At 38.6% G+C, this 19,335-nt stretch carries 18 protein-coding genes; 8 read left to right on the forward strand and 10 right to left on the reverse strand.

The window, feature by feature from the left end; translation table 11 throughout:
* Positions 1 to 19 precede the first annotated feature (19 nt).
* Positions 20 to 763 carry a type III pantothenate kinase gene (locus A8B79_RS00940; RefSeq protein ID WP_066216811.1) on the forward strand — a complete coding sequence of 248 codons (744 nt, stop codon included), beginning with the start codon at positions 20 to 22 and terminating at the stop codon, positions 761 to 763.
* Here A8B79_RS00940 and udk read toward each other — a convergent pair.
* Positions 750 to 1,376 (reverse strand): uridine kinase, encoded by a 627-nt coding sequence (udk, locus tag A8B79_RS00945; RefSeq protein ID WP_066216814.1) that lies wholly within the window; start codon positions 1,374 to 1,376, stop codon positions 750 to 752. The genes A8B79_RS00940 and udk overlap by 14 nt on opposite strands.
* Positions 1,369 to 2,631, reverse strand: coding sequence for an N-acetylmuramoyl-L-alanine amidase family protein (locus A8B79_RS00950; RefSeq protein WP_153038309.1), 1,263 nt, complete (start codon positions 2,629 to 2,631; stop codon positions 1,369 to 1,371). The genes udk and A8B79_RS00950 overlap by 8 nt, the downstream gene beginning before the upstream one ends.
* Positions 2,632 to 3,251: 620 nt before the next feature.
* On the opposite strand from A8B79_RS00950, the gene A8B79_RS00955 reads away from it, so the two are divergent.
* The 3 genes from A8B79_RS00955 to A8B79_RS00965 all read left to right on the forward strand — a co-directional run bounded on the left by A8B79_RS00955 (position 3,252) and on the right by A8B79_RS00965 (position 5,655).
* Positions 3,252 to 4,148 (forward strand): hypothetical protein, encoded by an 897-nt coding sequence (locus tag A8B79_RS00955; RefSeq protein WP_066216819.1) that lies wholly within the window; start codon positions 3,252 to 3,254, stop codon positions 4,146 to 4,148.
* A gap of 1 nt (position 4,149) precedes the next feature.
* Positions 4,150 to 5,091, forward strand: a complete 942-nt coding sequence (locus A8B79_RS00960) for a mechanosensitive ion channel family protein (RefSeq protein ID WP_235603513.1) — start codon at positions 4,150 to 4,152, stop codon at positions 5,089 to 5,091.
* 324 nt (positions 5,092 to 5,415) lie between these two features.
* The gene (locus tag A8B79_RS00965) at positions 5,416 to 5,655 is read left to right on the forward strand and encodes a hypothetical protein (RefSeq protein WP_066216821.1); all 240 of its coding nucleotides are present in this window, start codon (positions 5,416 to 5,418) and stop codon (positions 5,653 to 5,655) included.
* A gap of 307 nt (positions 5,656 to 5,962) precedes the next feature.
* Here the strand turns inward: A8B79_RS00965 and A8B79_RS00970 are convergent, their stop codons facing one another.
* From A8B79_RS00970 to A8B79_RS00990, 5 genes are all read right to left on the reverse strand, one after another.
* Complete coding sequence (locus tag A8B79_RS00970) at positions 5,963 to 6,673, reverse strand: SAM-dependent methyltransferase (protein WP_066216824.1); 711 nt, start codon at positions 6,671 to 6,673, stop codon at positions 5,963 to 5,965.
* Positions 6,670 to 7,158, reverse strand: coding sequence for a hypothetical protein (locus tag A8B79_RS00975; protein ID WP_066216827.1), 489 nt, complete (start codon positions 7,156 to 7,158; stop codon positions 6,670 to 6,672). The genes A8B79_RS00970 and A8B79_RS00975 overlap by 4 nt, the downstream gene beginning before the upstream one ends.
* Positions 7,158 to 8,318 (reverse strand): serine hydrolase, encoded by a 1,161-nt coding sequence (locus A8B79_RS00980; protein WP_066216830.1) that lies wholly within the window; start codon positions 8,316 to 8,318, stop codon positions 7,158 to 7,160. Before A8B79_RS00980 ends, A8B79_RS00975 begins: the two co-directional genes overlap by 1 nt.
* A 673-nt stretch (positions 8,319 to 8,991) precedes the next feature.
* The gene (locus tag A8B79_RS00985) at positions 8,992 to 10,233 is read right to left on the reverse strand and encodes a DUF819 family protein (protein ID WP_066216835.1); all 1,242 of its coding nucleotides are present in this window, start codon (positions 10,231 to 10,233) and stop codon (positions 8,992 to 8,994) included.
* Positions 10,234 to 10,254: 21 nt separating this feature from the next.
* Positions 10,255 to 11,475 carry an alpha/beta hydrolase-fold protein gene (locus A8B79_RS00990; protein WP_066216838.1) on the reverse strand — a complete coding sequence of 407 codons (1,221 nt, stop codon included), beginning with the start codon at positions 11,473 to 11,475 and terminating at the stop codon, positions 10,255 to 10,257.
* Positions 11,476 to 11,630: 155 nt separating this feature from the next.
* Here A8B79_RS00990 and lysC point away from each other — a divergent pair, with 155 nt between their 5' ends.
* The 4 genes from lysC to A8B79_RS01010 all read left to right on the forward strand — a co-directional run bounded on the left by lysC (position 11,631) and on the right by A8B79_RS01010 (position 15,455).
* On the forward strand, positions 11,631 to 12,965 hold the full coding sequence (gene lysC, locus A8B79_RS00995; protein ID WP_066216841.1) for a lysine-sensitive aspartokinase 3: 1,335 nt from the start codon (positions 11,631 to 11,633) through the stop codon (positions 12,963 to 12,965).
* Positions 12,966 to 13,037: 72 nt separating this feature from the next.
* On the forward strand, positions 13,038 to 13,715 hold the full coding sequence (locus tag A8B79_RS01000) for a dihydrodipicolinate reductase C-terminal domain-containing protein (protein ID WP_066216843.1): 678 nt from the start codon (positions 13,038 to 13,040) through the stop codon (positions 13,713 to 13,715).
* Positions 13,708 to 14,598: a 4-hydroxy-tetrahydrodipicolinate synthase gene (gene dapA, locus A8B79_RS01005; protein ID WP_082894019.1), complete on the forward strand. Its 891-nt coding sequence runs from the start codon at positions 13,708 to 13,710 to the stop codon at positions 14,596 to 14,598. Before A8B79_RS01000 ends, dapA begins: the two co-directional genes overlap by 8 nt.
* A gap of 110 nt (positions 14,599 to 14,708) precedes the next feature.
* Positions 14,709 to 15,455 (forward strand): 2,3,4,5-tetrahydropyridine-2,6-dicarboxylate N-succinyltransferase, encoded by a 747-nt coding sequence (locus A8B79_RS01010; RefSeq protein WP_066216845.1) that lies wholly within the window; start codon positions 14,709 to 14,711, stop codon positions 15,453 to 15,455.
* A gap of 68 nt (positions 15,456 to 15,523) precedes the next feature.
* On the opposite strand, the gene A8B79_RS01015 is transcribed toward A8B79_RS01010, so the two are convergent.
* The 3 genes from A8B79_RS01015 to A8B79_RS01025 all read right to left on the reverse strand — a co-directional run bounded on the left by A8B79_RS01015 (position 15,524) and on the right by A8B79_RS01025 (position 19,215).
* Positions 15,524 to 16,141, reverse strand: a complete 618-nt coding sequence (locus A8B79_RS01015) for a hypothetical protein (protein WP_066216848.1) — start codon at positions 16,139 to 16,141, stop codon at positions 15,524 to 15,526.
* A 114-nt stretch (positions 16,142 to 16,255) separates the two neighbouring features.
* A complete protein-coding gene (locus tag A8B79_RS01020; RefSeq protein WP_066216851.1) occupies positions 16,256 to 17,359 on the reverse strand; it encodes an MBL fold metallo-hydrolase in 1,104 nt (367 codons plus the stop codon).
* Between the two features lie 149 nt (positions 17,360 to 17,508).
* A complete protein-coding gene (locus A8B79_RS01025) occupies positions 17,509 to 19,215 on the reverse strand; it encodes a pyridoxal-phosphate dependent enzyme (protein ID WP_066216854.1) in 1,707 nt (568 codons plus the stop codon).
* Positions 19,216 to 19,335: the final 120 nt, after the last annotated feature.

The raw sequence follows: 19,335 nt of genomic DNA on the forward strand, positions 1-19,335 counted from the left end.
TTTAATGTAATACAAATTCATGAGCAAAAACGATTCAGAAAATTCAAAAAAAACGCTTTTTCTCGATATTGGTAATTCTTCCATAAAGGTGGCGTTCAGGAATAATAATGTTTGGGAAAAGTCTACTGATAATTTTAAATCAGTAACATATTTGATTTCATGGCTGAACCAACATAAAGACTCGATTCAGAATCTCGTAGTGGCAAGTGTTCGAAAAGATCACTTTGAATTACTGAGGAATCAGGTAACGGACTTCGAAATAAAAAGTATCGAAATCAGTGATATCCCTGAACATAATTTGAATTACCAAACCCCAAAATCGTTGGGAATAGATCGTTTTCTGGGGTGTTTAGGTGCACATAAACAAGAACAGGAATCTGTTGTGGTAGTAGATGCAGGTAGTGCATGTACAATAGATATTATGAGCGAAAAAGGAGTTTACCAGGGAGGCGTTATCATGCCGGGTTTACAAAGTATTCTGAATATTTTCAAAACTTCAGCTCCTGAACTTCCTACAGTTGAAACTGAGATCCCTTCAACGTTTCCGGGAAAAAGTACTGTAGAGTCATTGCAATGGGGGCAGGTTGCTTTTTTTGTGGATGGGATCAATGCTTCATTAAAACGATATCAGGAATCGTTTGGTCATTTTGATCTTTATTTAACCGGAGGAGATGCCAATACTATTTCAGGTTTGATCTCGATGAATTCTAAAAGAGACGAGTTTCTGATCTTTAAAGGAATGGAAGCTTTTATTCGCGGTTAGAAAGCTTTTCGTTGATCAACGCCAGTACCATATCCAGTGCGACTTTATTTTTGCCCCCTCTGGGGATGATCACATCAGCATATCGTTTGCTCGGCTGAACAAATTCCAAATGCATTGGACGTACAAATTTTTGGTATTGCTCCATTACATTTTCTACAGAGCGGCCGCGTTCGCTGATATCTCTTTTAAGTCTGCGAAGTAATCTAATATCATCATCTGTATCAACAAAGATCTTCACATCCATCAATTCCAGAAGCTCAGGTTCGCTGAAGATCAGGATTCCATCAACCAGAATAACTTCTTTAGGAGTAACAGCTGTGGTTTGTTCTTTTCGAATGTGGTTGGCAAAATCGTATTGAGGTACTTCAATCGGATAACCTTCAGAAAGAGCATTAATGTGACGAATCAGAAGCTCTGTTTCCAGCGAGGCCGGGTGATCAAAGTTATGTTTAATACGTTCCTCAAAAGGAAGGTGTTTAAGATCACGGTAATAGGAATCGTGCTGTAAAAGCAGGTGTTTGTTTGCACCAAGAGTTTTGGAGATGGTACTTACAACCGTAGTTTTTCCTGAGCCACTACCTCCGGCAACTCCGATGATCAAAGGTTTAGTCATTTGCTGAAGTCGCTTTTAAAGAATAACTTTCGTCTTGTTCTTGTTTGTATTGTTTAATAGCTCTGTATATAGCTGATGCAATTAAACTTTGCCCCCAATCGCTTGTTAGGTATCTTTTTTCAGCCGGGTTTGTCAGAAATCCTGTTTCGACCAAAATAGCCGGCATGGTTGATTGATAAAGTACAACTAGACCCTTCTGGCGAACACCGCGGGATTTTCTCTGTGCTCTGTTTTTAAGTTGATCTTCCACCATGTAAGCAATTCGTTCACTGTTTGCGATGTTTCCGCTATGTGCCAATTCATAAACAATCAGGTCTTCTTCAGATAAATCCTGAACTACTTCATGATCAGCATAGATCTGATTTTCTTCTTTCATTACTTCAAAAGAACGATCACTTCTATCAAGCCCTAAAAAGAAAACAGAAGCACCTCTTACAGAAGGTTGTGTCCATGCATCTGCATGAATAGAAACAAACAGATCCGCTTCAGCTCTGTTGGCAATACTTCCTCTTTCCCATAGATCAACAAATTCGTCTGCCTCTCTTGTATAAATTACTTCAACACCGGGGAGATTCTCTTCTATATAGCCACCCAATTTTTTTGCTATTGATAAAACAACATCTTTTTCTTTAGCACTTCTTTTGTAGCCTAAATTCCCGGGATCATGTCCACCATGTCCGGCATCGATCACAATCTTATCAAACTTTAATTTATCCCGAACGGGATTATAGCTATCTGTAACTGAACCGGTATCAATGATTGTTGTCGGAGTAGGGGCTTCAGTGAATTCAAAATTTTCGTACCAGGTTTTGGCCAGAAATTGCTGAGAATAGGCATCTAGTTCTTCATAATTGGTTTCGGTAAGGCCCACTAACAGATGTGTTCCATTCTGATCCGGATAAGCATCGGCCATATAAGCGTAACCTTGTCCTAAATAGATATCTACTCCAAATCCATAATCCTGTTTGTAGAGGATAACCTGATTTACTTTATCCCCATAACCCGGTAGTTGAATTCCAGTGGTATCAATATCACCGTATAAGACCATTTGGACAAGATCAGGAGCCGGTTGAATGACTTCGAAAGAGTCTACAGCTTCTGAAAAGTGATATCTGATTACAGCTCCTTTACCATCGCTTCGGTCAACTGTTGATATCCTCGAAAGACTGTTCTGAGCTGATATTGAGTCACTTAATGCTAAAAGAAAGCAAAGAAAAACAAAAAAGAAGGTACGCCTAGAATGAATTTTAAACATTCTTTTCAGGGTAATTTTGTTAAACATAATTTTGTAGATGATTTACTCAATTTAATACATTCTGGGATGCATAAAAAGCCTCATTTTTAATACCTAACGGTGAGCAGAAAAATAAATTTTTTGTATATCTATGGAAGGTTTTCCAAAAATGGTACATTATCGAATAATAATTTAATTCTACAGAGATCAATAAACGATCCAAACTATATATACTAAGGCTTAAACGTTGGGCAGGAAGGGTTAAGAATCTTTCAATTGCTTATTGGGCTAAGACAGTTGATGCTACAGCAATTTTTCTAAGATTTGCAAGTAGAAAACTACGCCAGATCATTATCCCAATCCAAAGAATTTTTGGATTTAAGATCATTGATGATAAGTCAGTTCAAAAGAGTGTTGGGTTAAGCACTTTTTTAACCGAAACAGATCAAAAGATCCAGGAACTTCCTAAGTCTTACAGAGAACTATTCGACCTGAGTAAACAAATAGATCTGGAACTTTATGTTAATGCATCAGACAATATAAGAGCGGTAGGAAAGGCTTTTGATGCATGGAAAGAAGGGTTTCCAAGCAGCGTAGCGTTAGTTGGTGAAAAGGGCAGTGGGAAGTCAACTCTTTCCAATTTGTTAACGAATGAGATCTTTAAAGAACAAAAGATCATCAATATCGAAATTAAGCAATCAACCTGGAAGATCGAACAGATATTAAGCTTATTCGGTAGTGCTTTTGATATTAAAGATGTAAACCGGCCGGAACATATAGTTAATGCTTTAAATGCACTCGAAGAAAGAATAGTCGTGAATTTGGAAGGTTTACAGAAACTATATCTTAGAAACATAAACGGTTTTGATGCACTTGATGCTTTATGGTTGATCATTTCTGAAACCAAGGGAAAAGTATTCTGGATAACTACGTGTTCCAGATATGCATGGGAATTTTTGAACAAAGTTGAAGGGGTAGAAACTCATTTCACGCATGTCTTTTTTACTGATGCGTTAAGTGATGGTCACATTCAATCGGTGATAATGAACCGACACCAAAAGAGTGTGTATAGATTGAATTTTGAGGCCGACGAATCAACCAGAAAATCTCGAAATTATAAAAAGAGGTTGAACGACCCTAAAGCTGTTCAGGAGTATTTAAAGGAAATTTATTTTGAGAGATTGGCAGACATAACGGAAGGAAATACCTCTGTTGCTACCATTCTTTGGCTTCGTTCTATCAAAAAAGTGGAACGAAGAACCATAACTATTTCTCCGTTTCAACCTGTTAATATTGAGACACTGGAGATTTTAAAGCCGGAAACATTATTTACCCTTGCAGCTATTGTATTGCATGATACTTTAAAAGTAGCTGAGCTTTGCAGAGTTCTGAATTTAACACTGGCTCAGAGCAGAGTACTGCTTACAAGATTAAAATCACGCGGAGTTTTGATCGAAGAGGAAAGTGGATACTATCTCAATCAATTGGTGTATCGTCAAGTATTACGATTACTGAAACGAAGAAATATTATTCACTGATATGAAAAGAATACTTACATATTTCATGTTTCTGGTTTTCAGCTTGAGTTCTTTTGCTCTGAGTGCTCAGGATTCGCTCAGTACCGCTCAGGCTGATTCAGCTGTAACTGACTCGTCTAATGTCATAAATCTTAAGCCAAAGATCGTTCCTTTTGAAGAGCTCTTTTCTACGGGAAAGATCATTTCTTCGTTCATTGTACTGATATTCGCTTTCTTGTTGAACAGATTTATCACTTTTCTGCTTGGTAAACTTGCAGAGAATCAGGCTTCATATCGATTACTTATAAAGAGATTGATCCCTTTTTTAAATGTGATCCTGTGGTCAGTGGCTTTGTTTATAGTTATTGGAGGAATTATAAACCCTCCTGTTGAAACCATTCTGACAGTTGGAGCTTCCATCGGTATAGCCGTAGGTTTTGCAGCACAGGATATTCTGAAGAATATTTTCGGTGGATTTATCATCATATTAGACAGTCCGTTTCAGGTTGGCGATAAGATCGAAATTGATGGATATTATGGGGAAGTAACCGGAATAGGTTTACGATCTACCAGAATTGTAACTCCTGATGATTCTCTGGTAACCATTCCAAATGCGGATATCGTTAATAACTCAGTTTCCAACTCGAATACAGGAGCGCTCGATTGTCAGGTTGTAGCTTCGATCTATTTACCGGCTGATACAAATATTGATACCGTAAAAGAGGTGGCCTATAAAGCAGCGATTACGTCCAGATATGTGTACTTGAATAAACCGGTGGTTGTGATCACAGAAAATCAGGTTATCGATAAAAATTACATCATTCATCTGAAAGTGAAAGCATACGTTTTAGATATCCGCTACGAATTCCTGTTGAAAGGAGAGATCACAGAACTGATTCTTACCGAACTAAACAGAAGACAGTTACTGCCGAGTAGTGTTCCTTTTAAGCCAATAGAAAGTTAATCTGTATCAGTTATAGGAAAACACGTTAGAAATATTTCCATAATCATCGTTTCTATATTTAGTGGAGTTGTTATTTCTTCACTAAGAATTCCAGATGGAAGCGGACTTGGAGGGCTAATGTATATTTACGTTCCGATATTTATTGGAATTATTACAATATGCATTTATGGTTTTTGGGTTTCATTCACAAAAAAGTATACTAAACAGCTGATAACAGGTTTATTTATAATAAATTTACTATCTGGATTCTTGTTTAATGAATGAATATGTCGTTTCTCTAGGAGCTAGACAATTCGTTGACATAATTGATTTAAGTCAAACTCTATGAATAAGTATAAAATTGCCGGAATAACTTTCGTTTCTTTGATTTTATCAATTATACCGGGAGCTATCATAGTTCATTCATTAATAATTTTAGGAATTAATTTCTTCCTTTTTTTAGCTTTTCGTGGTAATGAATTACCAGTACTAATTATAAATGCTATAATATTTCTAGTTGTTTCAAGCTTAGTTTTTATAAAAACTCGTTCTTTTTTGATGACAAAATTCGATTCTGAGCAATAATTCTATCTCTTTCCCAAGCTCCTGCTTGGGAAATTAGTATGGAGCTCTTGCTCCAAATACATTTATTTTTAAACTTTAATGCGTGGTTGCTCTCGTTCCGAACGTCTCGTTCGGAATGTGAATTTGAGGCTCTGCCTCAATGAAAGCAGAGCTTTCAAGCTTAGTTCCGCAGCGGAGCTACGAAACTAGTTGAATGAAATTCATCTTCGGGGTTCGTCTCCATAGGGAGCAGGAGCTCCCCGTCGTCATCCCAAGCAGGAGCTTGGGAGAAAGATAAATTCTCTGTGCCCTCTGAGGTTTCCCTAAATCACTTCGCGTAAATAGAAAAAATGGTAGGTCTTTTATGGAGATCAGGTTTTTTTGCTGATTTCCACTCTGAAACCGTTTTTGTATCAATTTCTTCAGTTTCCAGAGTAATATCAGTGGCAATACTTAACCAGGTTTGCGGAGTACAGGTTTCCAGAACTGCTTTGAACAATTCATTATTTCTATGCGGAGCTTCCATAAACAATTGAGTACGATCATGTCTGCGTGATTCCCCTTCCAACTGGATCAGCATCTGCTTTCGCTTGTTGGCATCGATAGGAAGATAACCATGAAAAGAAAAAGCTTGTCCGTTAAATCCGGTAGCCATCAATGCAAGTAAAATAGAAGAAGGTCCAACCAAAGGAACTACTTTAATTCCATTCTGATGTGCCATTTTCACCAGCTTTGAACCCGGATCAGCCACTGCAGGAGCTCCAGCTTCGGATAACAATCCAACATCCTTGCCGGCTTTCAGCGGCTTCATAAAAGAAAATATCTCCGTATCAGGAGTATTCTTATTCAGCTGATAGAAATCGATCTTGTATTCCGGAATGGTATCACCCACCCATTGCAGAAATTTTACAGAAGTCTGAATATTTTCTACCACTAAAGATTCCAATCCACGAAGAATTGAAAGTGTGTATTCAGGAATAGCGTTGTTTTCGGAAGTTTTGCCCAGTGTTGTGGGTATTAAAAATAGTGTTCCTTTCATGAATCAACTCGTTCTATGTTAAAATCATCGCCGGTTTCATCAGCGCTTTTTCTGTTGATATATTTTTGAACCCGAACACCTGCAATTAAAGTCACGATCAATCCCAGAAATGCTACGGCTCCATTGAATAGCGATGTTTTAACTTGAAGTTCATAGGTTGGAAGAAGCACGATTTCAGGGTAACCACCTTTTCGGTAACTCAATTCTACTTTAGAACTTTGAAGAAGCTGCTGAGCCATTTGAATGGAAAGCGTCATTTTACGCTCGATCTTTGTTCCTGAAGTTGTTTCAAAAGCGATCACGATGTAGCCATTACTTTGAGCAGCGATCTGCTTTACTTCCATATCCAGAACGTCAGCTTCGTAGTGAATTCCTTCTTCAACGGTGTCTTTAGCCCCAACATACACCATAGCTTGTTGAGACACCAGAAAGAACAGGTACATCGGAATCAGCCAATAAAAAGTGAGTAATCTGTATTTTGACATCAGTTATTTTTTTCGATTTCATTTACAGTTGTTTCATACAAAGCGGGATCCCAAATAAGACGTTGTTGATAGTCTTCCTGCATGTGGTTTGCCGATAAATGGATAAAGAATGCAACAGGCAATTGGTCAAAAAATACAGCCTGCGCTGAAGTATGTCCGTCATAGATAGAAGTACCGAAATCAATTCCGCTCAGCATTCCCATTCGGTTGTCGTAAATAGCTCCGTAATTACTGAAACTGCGTTGTATGGCTTCTCCGCCAAATACCCATTTCATTTTTTCTTTTACTGCTTGTGATACTTCAACAGAAATCAGATCATCTTTTTGAAGCTGAGCCATCAAACTGGCCATTTCCATTGCTGTGGTTTGAGGGAATTGTGCCAAAGCATCTTTTTCCTGAATGAAACTCAGGTTCAATCGCTCTTCTCTGAAAAGTTCTTTGGTTTCTGAATTAAAAGTATCATCAGAATTAAAACGTGATGCCAGTTCAATGATCTTGTCGTATGATTTTGTTGTATTGGTATCTGAGATGGTTGGCTGGATTGCCAGATATAGCCCGGAAAAGGGAAGTGGTGCTTCGGTGACTTCCAATTGTAGCTCATCAATCAGATTAAAGATATTCTCTCTTCCTAATTTAAACCAGACATAATCTGCAATGGCTAATCCATTTGATGCTATCATTGTTGCAACTGCTTCATCCAAAGTAAGAACACCATCTTCTGATTTGGCTTCAAGAAGCTCAACACTGGAATTATATGCGTTTTCACTGATCTGCGGAAGGAAGAAGCGTTCGATATCTGAAATCTGCACAGGCTCATCAGGATCAATTTTTCCTTCCAGAACTTGTCGTTCATATTCTATAAGAAGAAAAAGATTCGAAATAGCTCCCTGTGCACGTGGGATATCTGCACCATAATAAATGCCAGAATCAGGTTCGTCAACATTAAAACTTACTACCGACATATACTCGGGATGCTCGCCAATGAATTCGGTTAGTCCTCGGAGCGAGAATGTCTTTTCTACATATTCATAACCTTCTCTCATACCATCGGTATTGGAGAAAAGTGTTTTAAAAGCTGAGTAATTAGGAATTCCGGCAGCGAGTACAATTACAACGGTAGCTGCTATAAAAACGAGGAGGAACTTGAGGGCTCTCTTCACAACAAAAAAATGGTTAATTATTTAAATTCTGGTCTCTGTAAAGATACGAATTACCTGTAACCATATTTGAAAAAGGATCGTTGATTTTGGAGAAGAGTTTTTGCCACTAAATCACGGAAGCAGGAGAGTGAGAATATTTCATCATCCCTGTAGATGTTAGATAATTCGTTGACAGTTTAGTAGTGACAGTTCGAAGAAACATACTTCGGCTTGAACTTTTGTCCCGTTCGAACGGGATATCAAGACAAAAGTAGGTACACGTATTCTAAGCTAAGTTTGTGAACAGCATTCCGTTTCTTTGTTCTATGTACTTTTGTGCCGACAAAAGTACCAAAAACTCCCGACAAGAATTATTGGCGCGAACTCCATTACATCGACTAATCATTACAAAAGGTCTTCATACTAACTGAACACATTCTCAAATCAGCCAGAAGTGTAATGATTGCTCCTTCGGAGCCGTCGATTCCATTACGTTCTTTCTCGCCAATAATTCTAAAGGTCGGTGAAGTTGGAAGCTTTTTCTGAAATCTTCAGGATTATAATTTAAACAGTGCAGTTTGCTCTCATTCCGAACGTCTCGATTGGAATGCGGATTTTGAAGCTCTGCCTTAATGAAAGCAGAGCTTTCAAGCGTAGTTCCGCAGCTGAGCTACGGAACGAGTTATTATTTAGATCAAGAAATAAACTTCATCACTATCGCACACCAGTAAGCTACAAATGTACCGACTCCGTATCCAAGTACTGCGAGAAGAACACCAACCGGAGCAAGCGCAGGGGAGAAAGCCGACGCTACGATCGGAGCAGAAGCCGCACCTCCAACATTGGCCTGACTTCCAACTGCAGTAAAGAAGAAAGGAGCTTTAATCAGCTTTCCAACTCCAAGCAGAACGATCACATGAATAATGATCCAAACAAAACCGATGGCAAAGAATCCTGGAACTTCTGTAAAAGCGCCAAGGTCCATTTTCATACCGATCGTCATTACCAAAATGTATAGAAAAAGACTTCCGATCTTGGAAGCTCCGGCGCCTTCTAATTTTCTAGCTTTTGTAAATGACATTGCAAATCCACCTAAAGTGGCAACAACGATAATCCAGAAGAACTGAGAGTTTAAGCTGAGTTCTTTCAGTCCCGGATAATTATTTTCAACAAAAGGCTTCATAAAATCACCAACAATATGGCCAAATGCAGTAATTATAAATGCGATGGCTGCTATTTTAGTCAAGTCAACAAGTGTGGTTACTTTTGCGATACTAGCCTGGTAGTCAGCTACACTCTTTTTTAGTTGATCAATAGCAGAAGAATCCGCTTTAAACCATTTATCTACCCGGTCGCTTATACCTGCACCGTAAAGCAAAAATGCCATCCAGATATTTGCAACGATTATATCAACAGTAATCATTGCGCTGAATAGAGTGTCACTGGGTTGAAAAACTTCGTACATAGCCGTTTGGTTAGCTCCACCACCAATCCAACTTCCTGCTACTGTAGAAAGTCCGCGCCATACTTCTTCAGGACCGGCACCACCTACTATATCAGGATTGATTGCACCAACAATTAATAGCGCCAAGGGACCTCCAATAAAAATTCCGAACGTTCCTGCAAAGAACATCATCACAGCTTTCCATCCCAAATTGGCAATTGCTTTTAAATCGATACTCAGAGTTAGCAAGATCAAACTGGCAGGTAAAAGAAACCTGGAAGCAACGTAATAAAGGTTAGATCCATCCGGTGAAATTACTCCAAGTGTGGTAAAAACAGAAGGCACGAAATAGCAAAGCAGGAGTGATGGAACAAACTTATAGAATTTTTGCCAACCCGGTTTGTCGCTGTGCGAAGTAGTGAAAATTACAGCGAGTATTGCCATCAGCAATCCAAAAACTACAGCATCATTGGTAATCAGTGGTGTTTCCATAAATAGATTAGTTCTGTTTTATTATTTCTTATAAAATTGAATGAGAATATCGTCCATTTGAGCACTCCAGGCTCCCCAGGAGTGACCTTCGTTTACTTCCAAATAATTCATATCAAGATCAAGTCGCTCAAATTCTTGCTTCATCATTCTGGTATCAGGGATATTATCATTAATGGTGCCTACACTCATAAAAATATCAAAATCTGCTTTCTCAGTTCCTCTGACTAATCCGAAGATCTCTTTTTCTTTGTACCAATAAGCAGGTGCTTGTATCGCTAATTTCCCAAATTTATCAGGATTTAAAAATCCAAGGTAAGTAGTGTTTAATCCTCCCAAAGAAGTACCTAAAAGTGCAGTGTCGTTCTTCTTTGCAGAGATCTTATAATCAGATTCGATCTTTGGCATTAATTCTTTGGTGAAGAAATCGTTGTAATCTTCATTGGTGCCGAATTCCTCTCCTCTGCGATTGCTTTCCGGATCTGTCGGGTCTCTTGGATCAATGAATACAGCTATAACGGGTTTAATTTTTTTCAAGTGGATGAGGTTATCCAGCATAACTACTGTTCCACCAAGCTTGTCGTCAGAATATTCTTGTCCGTCCAGAATATAAATTACCGGTAGGTTTTCGAGACTCTCATAACCAACGGGTGTGTAGACCTGATACTGAACATCATAACCCAAATGAGTACTTTTGATCAAGATATTTTCGGTTACTGATCCTTTTGGAGCTTCTGGAATTCGTTCTAGTAAAGGTTCAGGTTTCCATTCCGGCATTCTGAGTTCGGAATTCGGTCCAAAACCACTCCACTGATAATGAGGATTTACCGGATCCAGTATCCAGCTTTCATCAATGGTAACTTTGTAGTCAATGCGGGCATCAGGAGGAAAGACAGCTTTCAACATCCAGATATTGGTTCCATCAATTCTGCTGCCTTCGTTTTCAAAACTCTTATCTCCACTCCAAGAGTTGAAATCACCATTCCAGCTTACTTGGTCTGCTTCACCTTTAAAAAGAAATATCGCAATAGAATCTTGTTTGAACGGAATCTGATCTTCAAGAGCAAGTTGTTTCCAAAGGGAATCTGCTTCCGCTTTTCGCTGAGAATCATCCTGTATAGCTGAAATATCTTCCAGACGTTCTTCTAATTCAGTAATGGTAATTCCGTCTTTAGTTGACTCAGAAGAACAGGAGATCCCAAAGATTAGTACTAATATTAAAAAGGTAATTCTGTTTTGTTGCACAAGATTTTTCTTAAATAGTTAACTCAGAGAATAACACATTTTAGGGACGATTTGAAAGAGAGATCACTAAAAAATCAAAGCTGGTAAAAAAAGACGATTTTTTGATTTACTAATCTCAGAGCTTCTTATTTTCAAGCTTAATCATTAAAAGGAATATGATCGTTTCAAAATTTGGTGGAACCAGTGTAGGCACTTTTCAGGCAATGAAAAACAGTGCTGAAATTGTTGGATCCGACACAAACAGAAAGTTAATTGTAATTAGTGCAACTTCGGGTACAACCAATGATCTGGTTGCTCTCGGGATTTCAGAATTGGATGCTACATCTCAGGAAGAGATCTTGATTCGCATCAAAGAAAGGCATCTTTCAATAACCAATCAGCTGGAAAACAAGGAAGAAGCTGAAAGGGACTTTAAAGAAGAGCTTACTCAGCTTCGACAACATTTGGAGCAGGTTGCGAGAGATAAGCGATGGAAAGATCGTTTAGTTTCCTTTGGTGAATTGATGTCTACAAAGATCTTTATCCATGTTCTCAAAGAGAATGGAGTGGATGCAAAGTGGTTAGATGCCCGTGAATTTCTGAAAACAGATTCTAATTTCGGAAATGCTGTTGTTGATCTTCCAAAACTGAAGAAAAATATCAGTGAGAAGGTAAATTCAGATTCAGTGTATTTAACACAGGGATTTATCGGTTCGGATATATTTGGAAACACAACCACATTAGGCAGAGGAGGGAGCGATTTTTCAGCAGCATTGTTTGCAGAAGCTCTTGAAGCAGAGAAGTTGGAAATCTGGACAGATGTTGCCGGAATCTATTCTACGGATCCAAGAGTTGTAAAAGAAGCCAGACCTATCAAAGAGATCACTTTTGATGAAGCCGCTGAGCTTTCGGTATTTGGGGGAAAAGTACTTCATCCCGCCACTTTAAAACCCGCAATAAGAGGTAAAGTTGATGTAAGGGTGGCTTCGACCAGTGAGCCTGAAAAAGAGGGGACATTGATCGTTCATGAGTCATTGGAAAAACCGGTTATAAGGGCATTATCACTTAGAAAAAATCAGACCCTTTTGACAGTTAAAAGTTTGGCGATGCTTCACCAGTATGGATTTCTTGCAAAGTTATTTCAGGTATTAGCGAATTATAAAATTTCTGTGGATCTGGTAAGTACCAGTGAGGTAAGCGTATCTCTAACGCTTGATACAGCCGTTAATGCATCGAACAAAGTAGAGTTGACTTCGGATGTAATTAACGAATTGAAAAAGTTTTGCGAAGTTAAAATCGAAAAGGAATATTCTTTGGTAGCCCTGATCGGGAATAATCTGAATAAAACCGCAGGAATAAGCGGAGCTATATTTGATAAACTAAAGGATTTCAATATCAGAATGGTTTGTCATGGTGCCAGCGAAAACAATATCTGTTTTTTAGCTGATGAACCGGAAGGAGAAGCTATTGTGAAATTGTTGCATAAAGAGTTTATTGAAGTTCAAGAATAATGAATTTTGATTTTTGAATGTTGAATTAGTTTACTTCAAATCAACATTCAAAAATCGACAATCAAAAATCGTATGAAGATCTCAGTAATTGGAACCGGTAAAACAGGAAGCAAGGTAGTTGAAGTGCTGGGCGATAAACTCGCTTATGCTTTCGATGAATCCAACCCACCTACGATAGAAAAGCTAAAAGAAAGTGATGCTGTAATCATTTTTGTTCCCGGAGATGCAGTAGCAGAAATACTTCCTGTGGTCTTAGAATCCGGCATTCCTGCTGCCTGGGGAAGTACCGGATTTTCCTGGCCGGAAGATCTGGAAAATAAAGTCGAAAAAATGGAAACCAAATGGGTGTTGGCTACCAATTTCAGTTTAGGGATGAATATTATCCGAAATGCAATTGAAGCTATTTCAGCCGGATCAGAAATATTAAAAGAACCGGAGATCAAAATTCATGAAGTGCATCATATCCACAAAAAAGATGCTCCAAGCGGAACGGCTCTTTCCTGGAAGGAATGGTTAAATAAAGAAGTTGAAATCACTTCAGCAAGAGAAGGCGATGTGAACGGTATTCATGAGTTGACAGTATCGACGGCTAATGAGAAAATAACACTTAAACATGATGCTTTAGACAGAGCTCTGTTTGCAGAAGGCGCAATTTGGGCAGCGGAACAATTGATCAAAAATCAGAATTTAACAAACGGTATTTATACCTTTGGACAACTGTTTGATTTCATCACAAAAAATAATGAATAGATTAGAATTCCCCGTTTTTACAGCAATGATAACACCCTTCAATGAAGATGGAAGTGTGGATTTTGAAAGCTTTGAGTACCTATTGCTAAAACAGCAGGAAGCTAAGGTTGGTACGTTAGTTCTTGGAAGTACGGGTGAAGGTCTGAATCTAAATGCGCAGGAAAAGAGAGCGATCGTTAAGTTCGCTAAGGAAATGAATCTGGATGTTCCATTGATGGTTGGAATTGGTGGACATAGTATTCAAGCTCAAAAAGGATTTATTGCTTATTGTGATGAAGTTGGTGTTGATTCGCTGCTATTAGTGACTCCGCTATATTCAAAACCGGGGAAAGAAGGTCAGTTTGAATGGTTTTCGGAATTACTATCAACTACTGAAACTCCGTGTATTTTGTATAATGTGCCTTCCAGAACAGGAGTTAAGTTACATCCCGAAGTTCCCGCCAGACTTTCTGAAAGATTCTCGCATGTGGTTGGGGTAAAGGAAGCGAGTGGAAGTGTGGAAGAGTTCAAAGAATTCAGAAAGCAAAGCCCGAAACTTAATTTCTATTCCGGAGATGATGTTTTAACTGAGGCATTTGTGAAAGAAGGAGGAATTGGGCTTGTTTCGGTGGCTTCAAATGTCTGGCCAGCTCAAACCAGGAAAATGGTAGACTTAATGTTAGCCGGAAATTTTGATGAGCTTTTTAAAGACTGGGAAGAATCAGCTAATGCTTTATTCTCGGCTTCAAATCCGGTGCCAACTAAAGTATTATTGCAGCATAAAGGCTGGATCACACATACGAATGTACGATTACCACTTTCATTAAAAGATTTAACTCACGAAGGTGAAGAAGCGCTGCTTGAAGCAGATAGAAAAATAAATAATTGGTATAGAAAGAAGTGAAGAAGTGACATCAACGCTACGCGTTTAGTAACAGAGTAACAAAGTGGTTTCTCCTACTTTGTTACTCTGTTACTTTGCTACTTCTTTCACTCTGTAACTTTGATAAAAAAATGAACTACGAAGAAATTTTAGACAAATTAGAAGAAGGCGAACTTCGATCAGCTGATAAAACTGAAAACGGCTGGAAAGCCAATGTGGAAGTTAAAAAAGCGATCTTAGAATCCTTCAAGAATGGTGAAAACACTTCCTACGAAGGGATCTATGAAGGTTTTGTGGATAAGCATAATCTTCCTCCGAGATACTTTGAACCTGAAGATGGCGTGCGACTTGTTCCGGGCGGTTCCTCAGTTCGTCGTGGAGCTTACGTTGCTCCGGGAGTGATCATTATGCCACCGGCTTACGTGAATGTAGGTGCTTATGTAGATGAAGGCTCCATGGTAGACAGTCATGCGCTGGTGGGCTCTTGTGCTCAGATCGGGAAGAATGTGCACTTGTCGGCAGGAGTTCAAATCGGTGGAGTTTTAGAACCGGTTGGAATGAATCCTGTAATAATCGAAGATGATTGTTTTGTCGGAGCCGGAGTAGTGATTGTTGAAGGAATCCTAGTCCGTTCAAAAGCAGTAATTGCTCCCGGTGTTGTTCTGTCAAAATCTATTCCGGTTTACGATGCTGTAAAAGAAGAGATCAGAGAACGCGGTTCGGAAATCCCTGAAGGAGCTGTGGTAATTCCGGGTTCACGTCCGGTAAATTCAGACTGGGCCAAAAAACAAGGTCTCAGCATGGACTGCCCGATTATAGTGAAATACCGTGATGAAGGAAGCAATGCTTCGTTAGAGTTAGAGGAGGCGTTGAGGTAACGGTTCTGTATATGTGGAGTGTCGGGCTTTTGCCCGGCATGAATACATTAGCAGTTCGTTTATTTTTTTCATTTAATAATATGTTCAAAATCTTCTTTTCGGGTCAAATATTCCAATGACAGAACCCACGCTATCTTCATTACGAATATTATTTTCTGCATTACTGGCATGAATTCCAATTGAAATCTTGAAAAATACATGTAAGCTCCAAAATAGAAAGTCAACAGAAAAACTATTGACATAATTTTCATCATTGTTAATTTTGATTTAATCACTATTACCGTGATATAGAAAAATATCAGGAGAGTTAATATGCTTGACAAAGTCACCATGATGTCGTGCATTGACGGAATAACAGTAACAAAACCAAATGTTGTAGCTAAAAGACCTAAATATTTAATTACGAGTGAAGCACTTCTGATTTTAATTTTCCGTGCAAAATTCACGAAAAAGAACCCAAAACTGGCAGTAAGCAATAGAATTCCAAAAACAGCAATAGGTCTTGCTGTATTTTCTTCACCGTTAACTGCAAAGGGTCTGAGCAAATTGCTTATATAATTATTTACCCAATCATAACCCTCTGAATTAACATTTTCATAGTTTCCTCCTGGATAATAAATTGTTGATAATATCAGTAGGAGAGTTCCGACCATTACCCCGATAAGGATTGAGTATTTTTTTATCATTCAAGTCTATCTTTAAGCACCTAAATAGTTTTGATGTATTCATTTTTCTTAATGACCGCTAAAAACGGAGTAAAATGAATAAAAGCAGTTTGATATCAAAGTATGAATATCATTTTAATCAACCCCTTCCCACCACTTCTCAAAAACTCTGGTTGAATCATCTAAATTTACTTTCTCTCCAATAATAGGAGTGAATAATGGAATAGGGTTTTCACTTTCCTGATTTAATCGGCTTACTCTGTTCAAAGGCTCATCCCACGGATGCATTGCCAGTACATATTTTGAAGAGTGAACAGGGAAGAGGCGTTTTGCTTTCAGATCGTGAGCAGCTAGTAAAACCTGATCAGGGTGCATATGTATTTCTTTCCAGGCATCGTTGTATTGCCCGTTATCCAGAATAGCCAGGTCAATAGTTTCAAACTTAGCGCCTATTTCTGCAAAGAAATCTCCATAGCCACTATCACCGCCAATGTAGATGGTTTGGGATTCAGATTCTAACACATAAGAAGCCCATAATGTGTTTTTTCGTTTAAATCCACGTCCCGAAAAATGACGAGTAGGCATGGTATGAATAGAAAAACCGGAATCTACTTGTAGCTCACTAAACCAATCCTGCTCAGTGATCTGTTGATCAGAAAATCCCCATTTTTTAAAATGTGATCCAACTCCAAGTCCGCAAACTACATTCTTAATTTTATCTTTTAGACCCGTGATGGTTTTGTAATCCAAATGATCATAGTGGTCGTGGCTGATGAGTAAATAATCTATTTCAGGAATATCATCGATCGTATAGATATCTGTCCCCGGAAAAGATTTTACAGTTCCCGGAATGGGAGAGGCATTGCCGCTAAAAACCGGGTCAACCAGAATCTTTTTCCCATCAAGTTGAATGAAGTAAGAAGAGTGCCCAAACCAAACCAATACATTTTCATTTTCCGGTATAGAGAACAGATCAGTCTTTACAGATGTAATCACATCCTTTGGTTTGGTTCCGGGATGCTTAACAAAGAGCTGATCATATAAAATACTGAAATAAGAATGTCCCTCGGAAAGATCAGGAGTAAGTTGAAGATTCTGAAACATACCATCGCTGAAATTTTGTGATCTTGATATTTCTTCGAGATGTTGTCCGGCAGGAGCTTGTCCGAATTTGTCCTGACGCATATAGAAAAAAGTAGCAATTACCAGAACAACTGCTAAAACAAAAAATGTTGTCATTATATACTTTAAGATTTTTATCAATTGTATTGCTTAAGCGATATGAAGGAGTGAAAGTGCATGGAGTATATTTAAAAAAGGTGTTAAGGTGTGATAGTGTTAAGGTTGAAGCTTTACACTATCACACCTTAACACTTTAACACCAACATTTATACCGCCAACGCTTTATTTGCTATTGCCAATCCATTTACGAAAGCCTGAATAAGCGCTTCTATAGTATCGGGTGAAGCTCCTTTTGCTGTAAATTCATGTCCTTCTTTTTCTAGGGTTAACGTTACAATAACAAGCGAATCCGTATCAGGGCTTAAAATTTCTACTTCGTGATTAAGTATCTGCAGTGCCAGAAATGAATCTGTTTCAGCCTTCATCGCAGCAAGAACAGCGTCCATGGGGCCAACACCTTGTTCAAGAGATACAACCTCTTCACCGCCATCGATCTTCATTTTAACAGCAGCCGCAACTAATCCATGCTTTCGCATAGTGATCTTGTAATCAACAACCTCGACCGGGAATTCAAGGTCGGCATCTGTCGTAGAAACCATAGATTTAAGAGCGTTGATCTCAGCTTCTCTAAGGGTCTTTCCTTTTTTATTGATCCCGTTAACGTATTCTGTATAGAGCTTCTCATGATTTTCATCCAAAGTGACATTCCCTGAGAAAAGATCTCTGGATTGTCCCCAACTGTTCTTCTGCATATCCGGGAATCCGGATTCTATATACTGCTGAATACGTTCCAGTTTTGGAGAAAGGATAGGAGAAGAAAGGGAATACTTAGCAACAATATGAGCGGCTTTTAATCCTGTTCCTGTAAGAACAAACAGGCATTTCTTGCCTTTAAAGATATCCAGATTATTTTTGAAGCAAGCCAAAGGAATTGCACATGCCGGTTCTGTGAAAATTCCTTCCTCCACAGTCATTTCTTTCATGGAAGATAGTAATTCATTTTCGGTAGCCGTGAAAGCATGTCCGTTGGTTTCGTTGATACCTTCCAGAACTTTATAGAAATCGAATGGATCAGCAACAGCTACGGCATCAGCCATTGTATTTACTTGATCCTTAATAATTTTTTCTTTCTTGAAAATACCCTCAACTACAGGAGAACTTTGCTCAGGCTGAACGGCCACAAAACTTGGAATTTTATCTATTCTTCCGGCTGCTTTTAATTCCACCAATCCTTTATAAATAGCAGCAAAGTTAGTTCCTGCTCCAATCGGCACAAAGATATAATCATAATCCATTACACCTTGCTCGATCAGTTCATAGGAAAAGGATTTTTGCCCTTCCTGCCTGAACACATAATCGCCTGCTAAATAATAATTCCCTGATTTGGCAAATTCCCTGCAAAGCAGTTCACAAGTTCTGAAATCACCTTTTATTCTGATGATAGTGGCATCATAAATAGTGGATTGAGCCAGTTTAGCATCCGGTGTTTGTTCAGGTACAAAAACAAAGCAAGGAATTTTAAAATAACAGGCATACGCCGCTACAGATGCTGCCATATTTCCGGTAGACGCTAAACAAATGGCATCAGCACCTAATTCTAAAGCCTTAAGTACTTCAATGTAACTTCCGCGATCTTTAAAGCAGCCCGTTGGGTTTTCTAATTCAAGTTTAGCATAAAGATCAGCTTCGTATAATTCAGAAAGTCTTTCCAGCTTCTTTAAAGAAGTGAAATCTGTTTTTAACGGATCAGGAATAATATTCTTTAAAGGATATTGAATTTCTTCCCGGGCTTCTTTGTAGTCAACGGTTAGTACGCCGCCACAGTTAGTACAGTAGGTGCTGGTGATGCGCTCGTCATTTACTGTATCACAAATAATACATCGAACAGTATATCCGGAATTAGAACTCTTCATGAAAAATAATTTTGAAATTTATCCAAAATACAAAGCTTTTAAATAGGAATGAAGGATGGAAAACCGCTTTTTTGAGCTATCAGCTATCAGCTATCAGCTATCAGCTATCAGCTATCAGCT

The organism is Balneola sp. EhC07, assembly GCF_001650905.1.
Classification (GTDB): domain Bacteria; phylum Bacteroidota; class Rhodothermia; order Balneolales; family Balneolaceae; genus Balneola.

Coding starts and splice junctions, on each gene's coding strand:
- A8B79_RS00970 (WP_066216824.1), bottom strand. CDS start 6,673: ATGAAAGGAACACTATTTTTAATACCCACAACACTGGGCAAAACTTCC.
- A8B79_RS00950 (WP_153038309.1), bottom strand. CDS start 2,631: ATGTTTAAAATTCATTCTAGGCGTACCTTCTTTTTTGTTTTTCTTTGC.
- A8B79_RS00975 (WP_066216827.1), bottom strand. CDS start 7,158: ATGTCAAAATACAGATTACTCACTTTTTATTGGCTGATTCCGATGTAC.
- A8B79_RS00985 (WP_066216835.1), bottom strand. CDS start 10,233: ATGGAAACACCACTGATTACCAATGATGCTGTAGTTTTTGGATTGCTG.
- A8B79_RS00960 (WP_235603513.1), top strand. CDS start 4,150: ATGAAAAGAATACTTACATATTTCATGTTTCTGGTTTTCAGCTTGAGT.
- A8B79_RS01025 (WP_066216854.1), bottom strand. CDS start 19,215: ATGAAGAGTTCTAATTCCGGATATACTGTTCGATGTATTATTTGTGAT.
- A8B79_RS01000 (WP_066216843.1), top strand. CDS start 13,038: ATGAAGATCTCAGTAATTGGAACCGGTAAAACAGGAAGCAAGGTAGTT.
- dapA (WP_082894019.1), top strand. CDS start 13,708: ATGAATAGATTAGAATTCCCCGTTTTTACAGCAATGATAACACCCTTC.
- A8B79_RS00965 (WP_066216821.1), top strand. CDS start 5,416: ATGAATAAGTATAAAATTGCCGGAATAACTTTCGTTTCTTTGATTTTA.
- A8B79_RS00940 (WP_066216811.1), top strand. CDS start 20: ATGAGCAAAAACGATTCAGAAAATTCAAAAAAAACGCTTTTTCTCGAT.
- A8B79_RS01020 (WP_066216851.1), bottom strand. CDS start 17,359: ATGACAACATTTTTTGTTTTAGCAGTTGTTCTGGTAATTGCTACTTTT.
- A8B79_RS01015 (WP_066216848.1), bottom strand. CDS start 16,141: ATGATAAAAAAATACTCAATCCTTATCGGGGTAATGGTCGGAACTCTC.
- lysC (WP_066216841.1), top strand. CDS start 11,631: ATGATCGTTTCAAAATTTGGTGGAACCAGTGTAGGCACTTTTCAGGCA.
- A8B79_RS01010 (WP_066216845.1), top strand. CDS start 14,709: ATGAACTACGAAGAAATTTTAGACAAATTAGAAGAAGGCGAACTTCGA.
- udk (WP_066216814.1), bottom strand. CDS start 1,376: ATGACTAAACCTTTGATCATCGGAGTTGCCGGAGGTAGTGGCTCAGGA.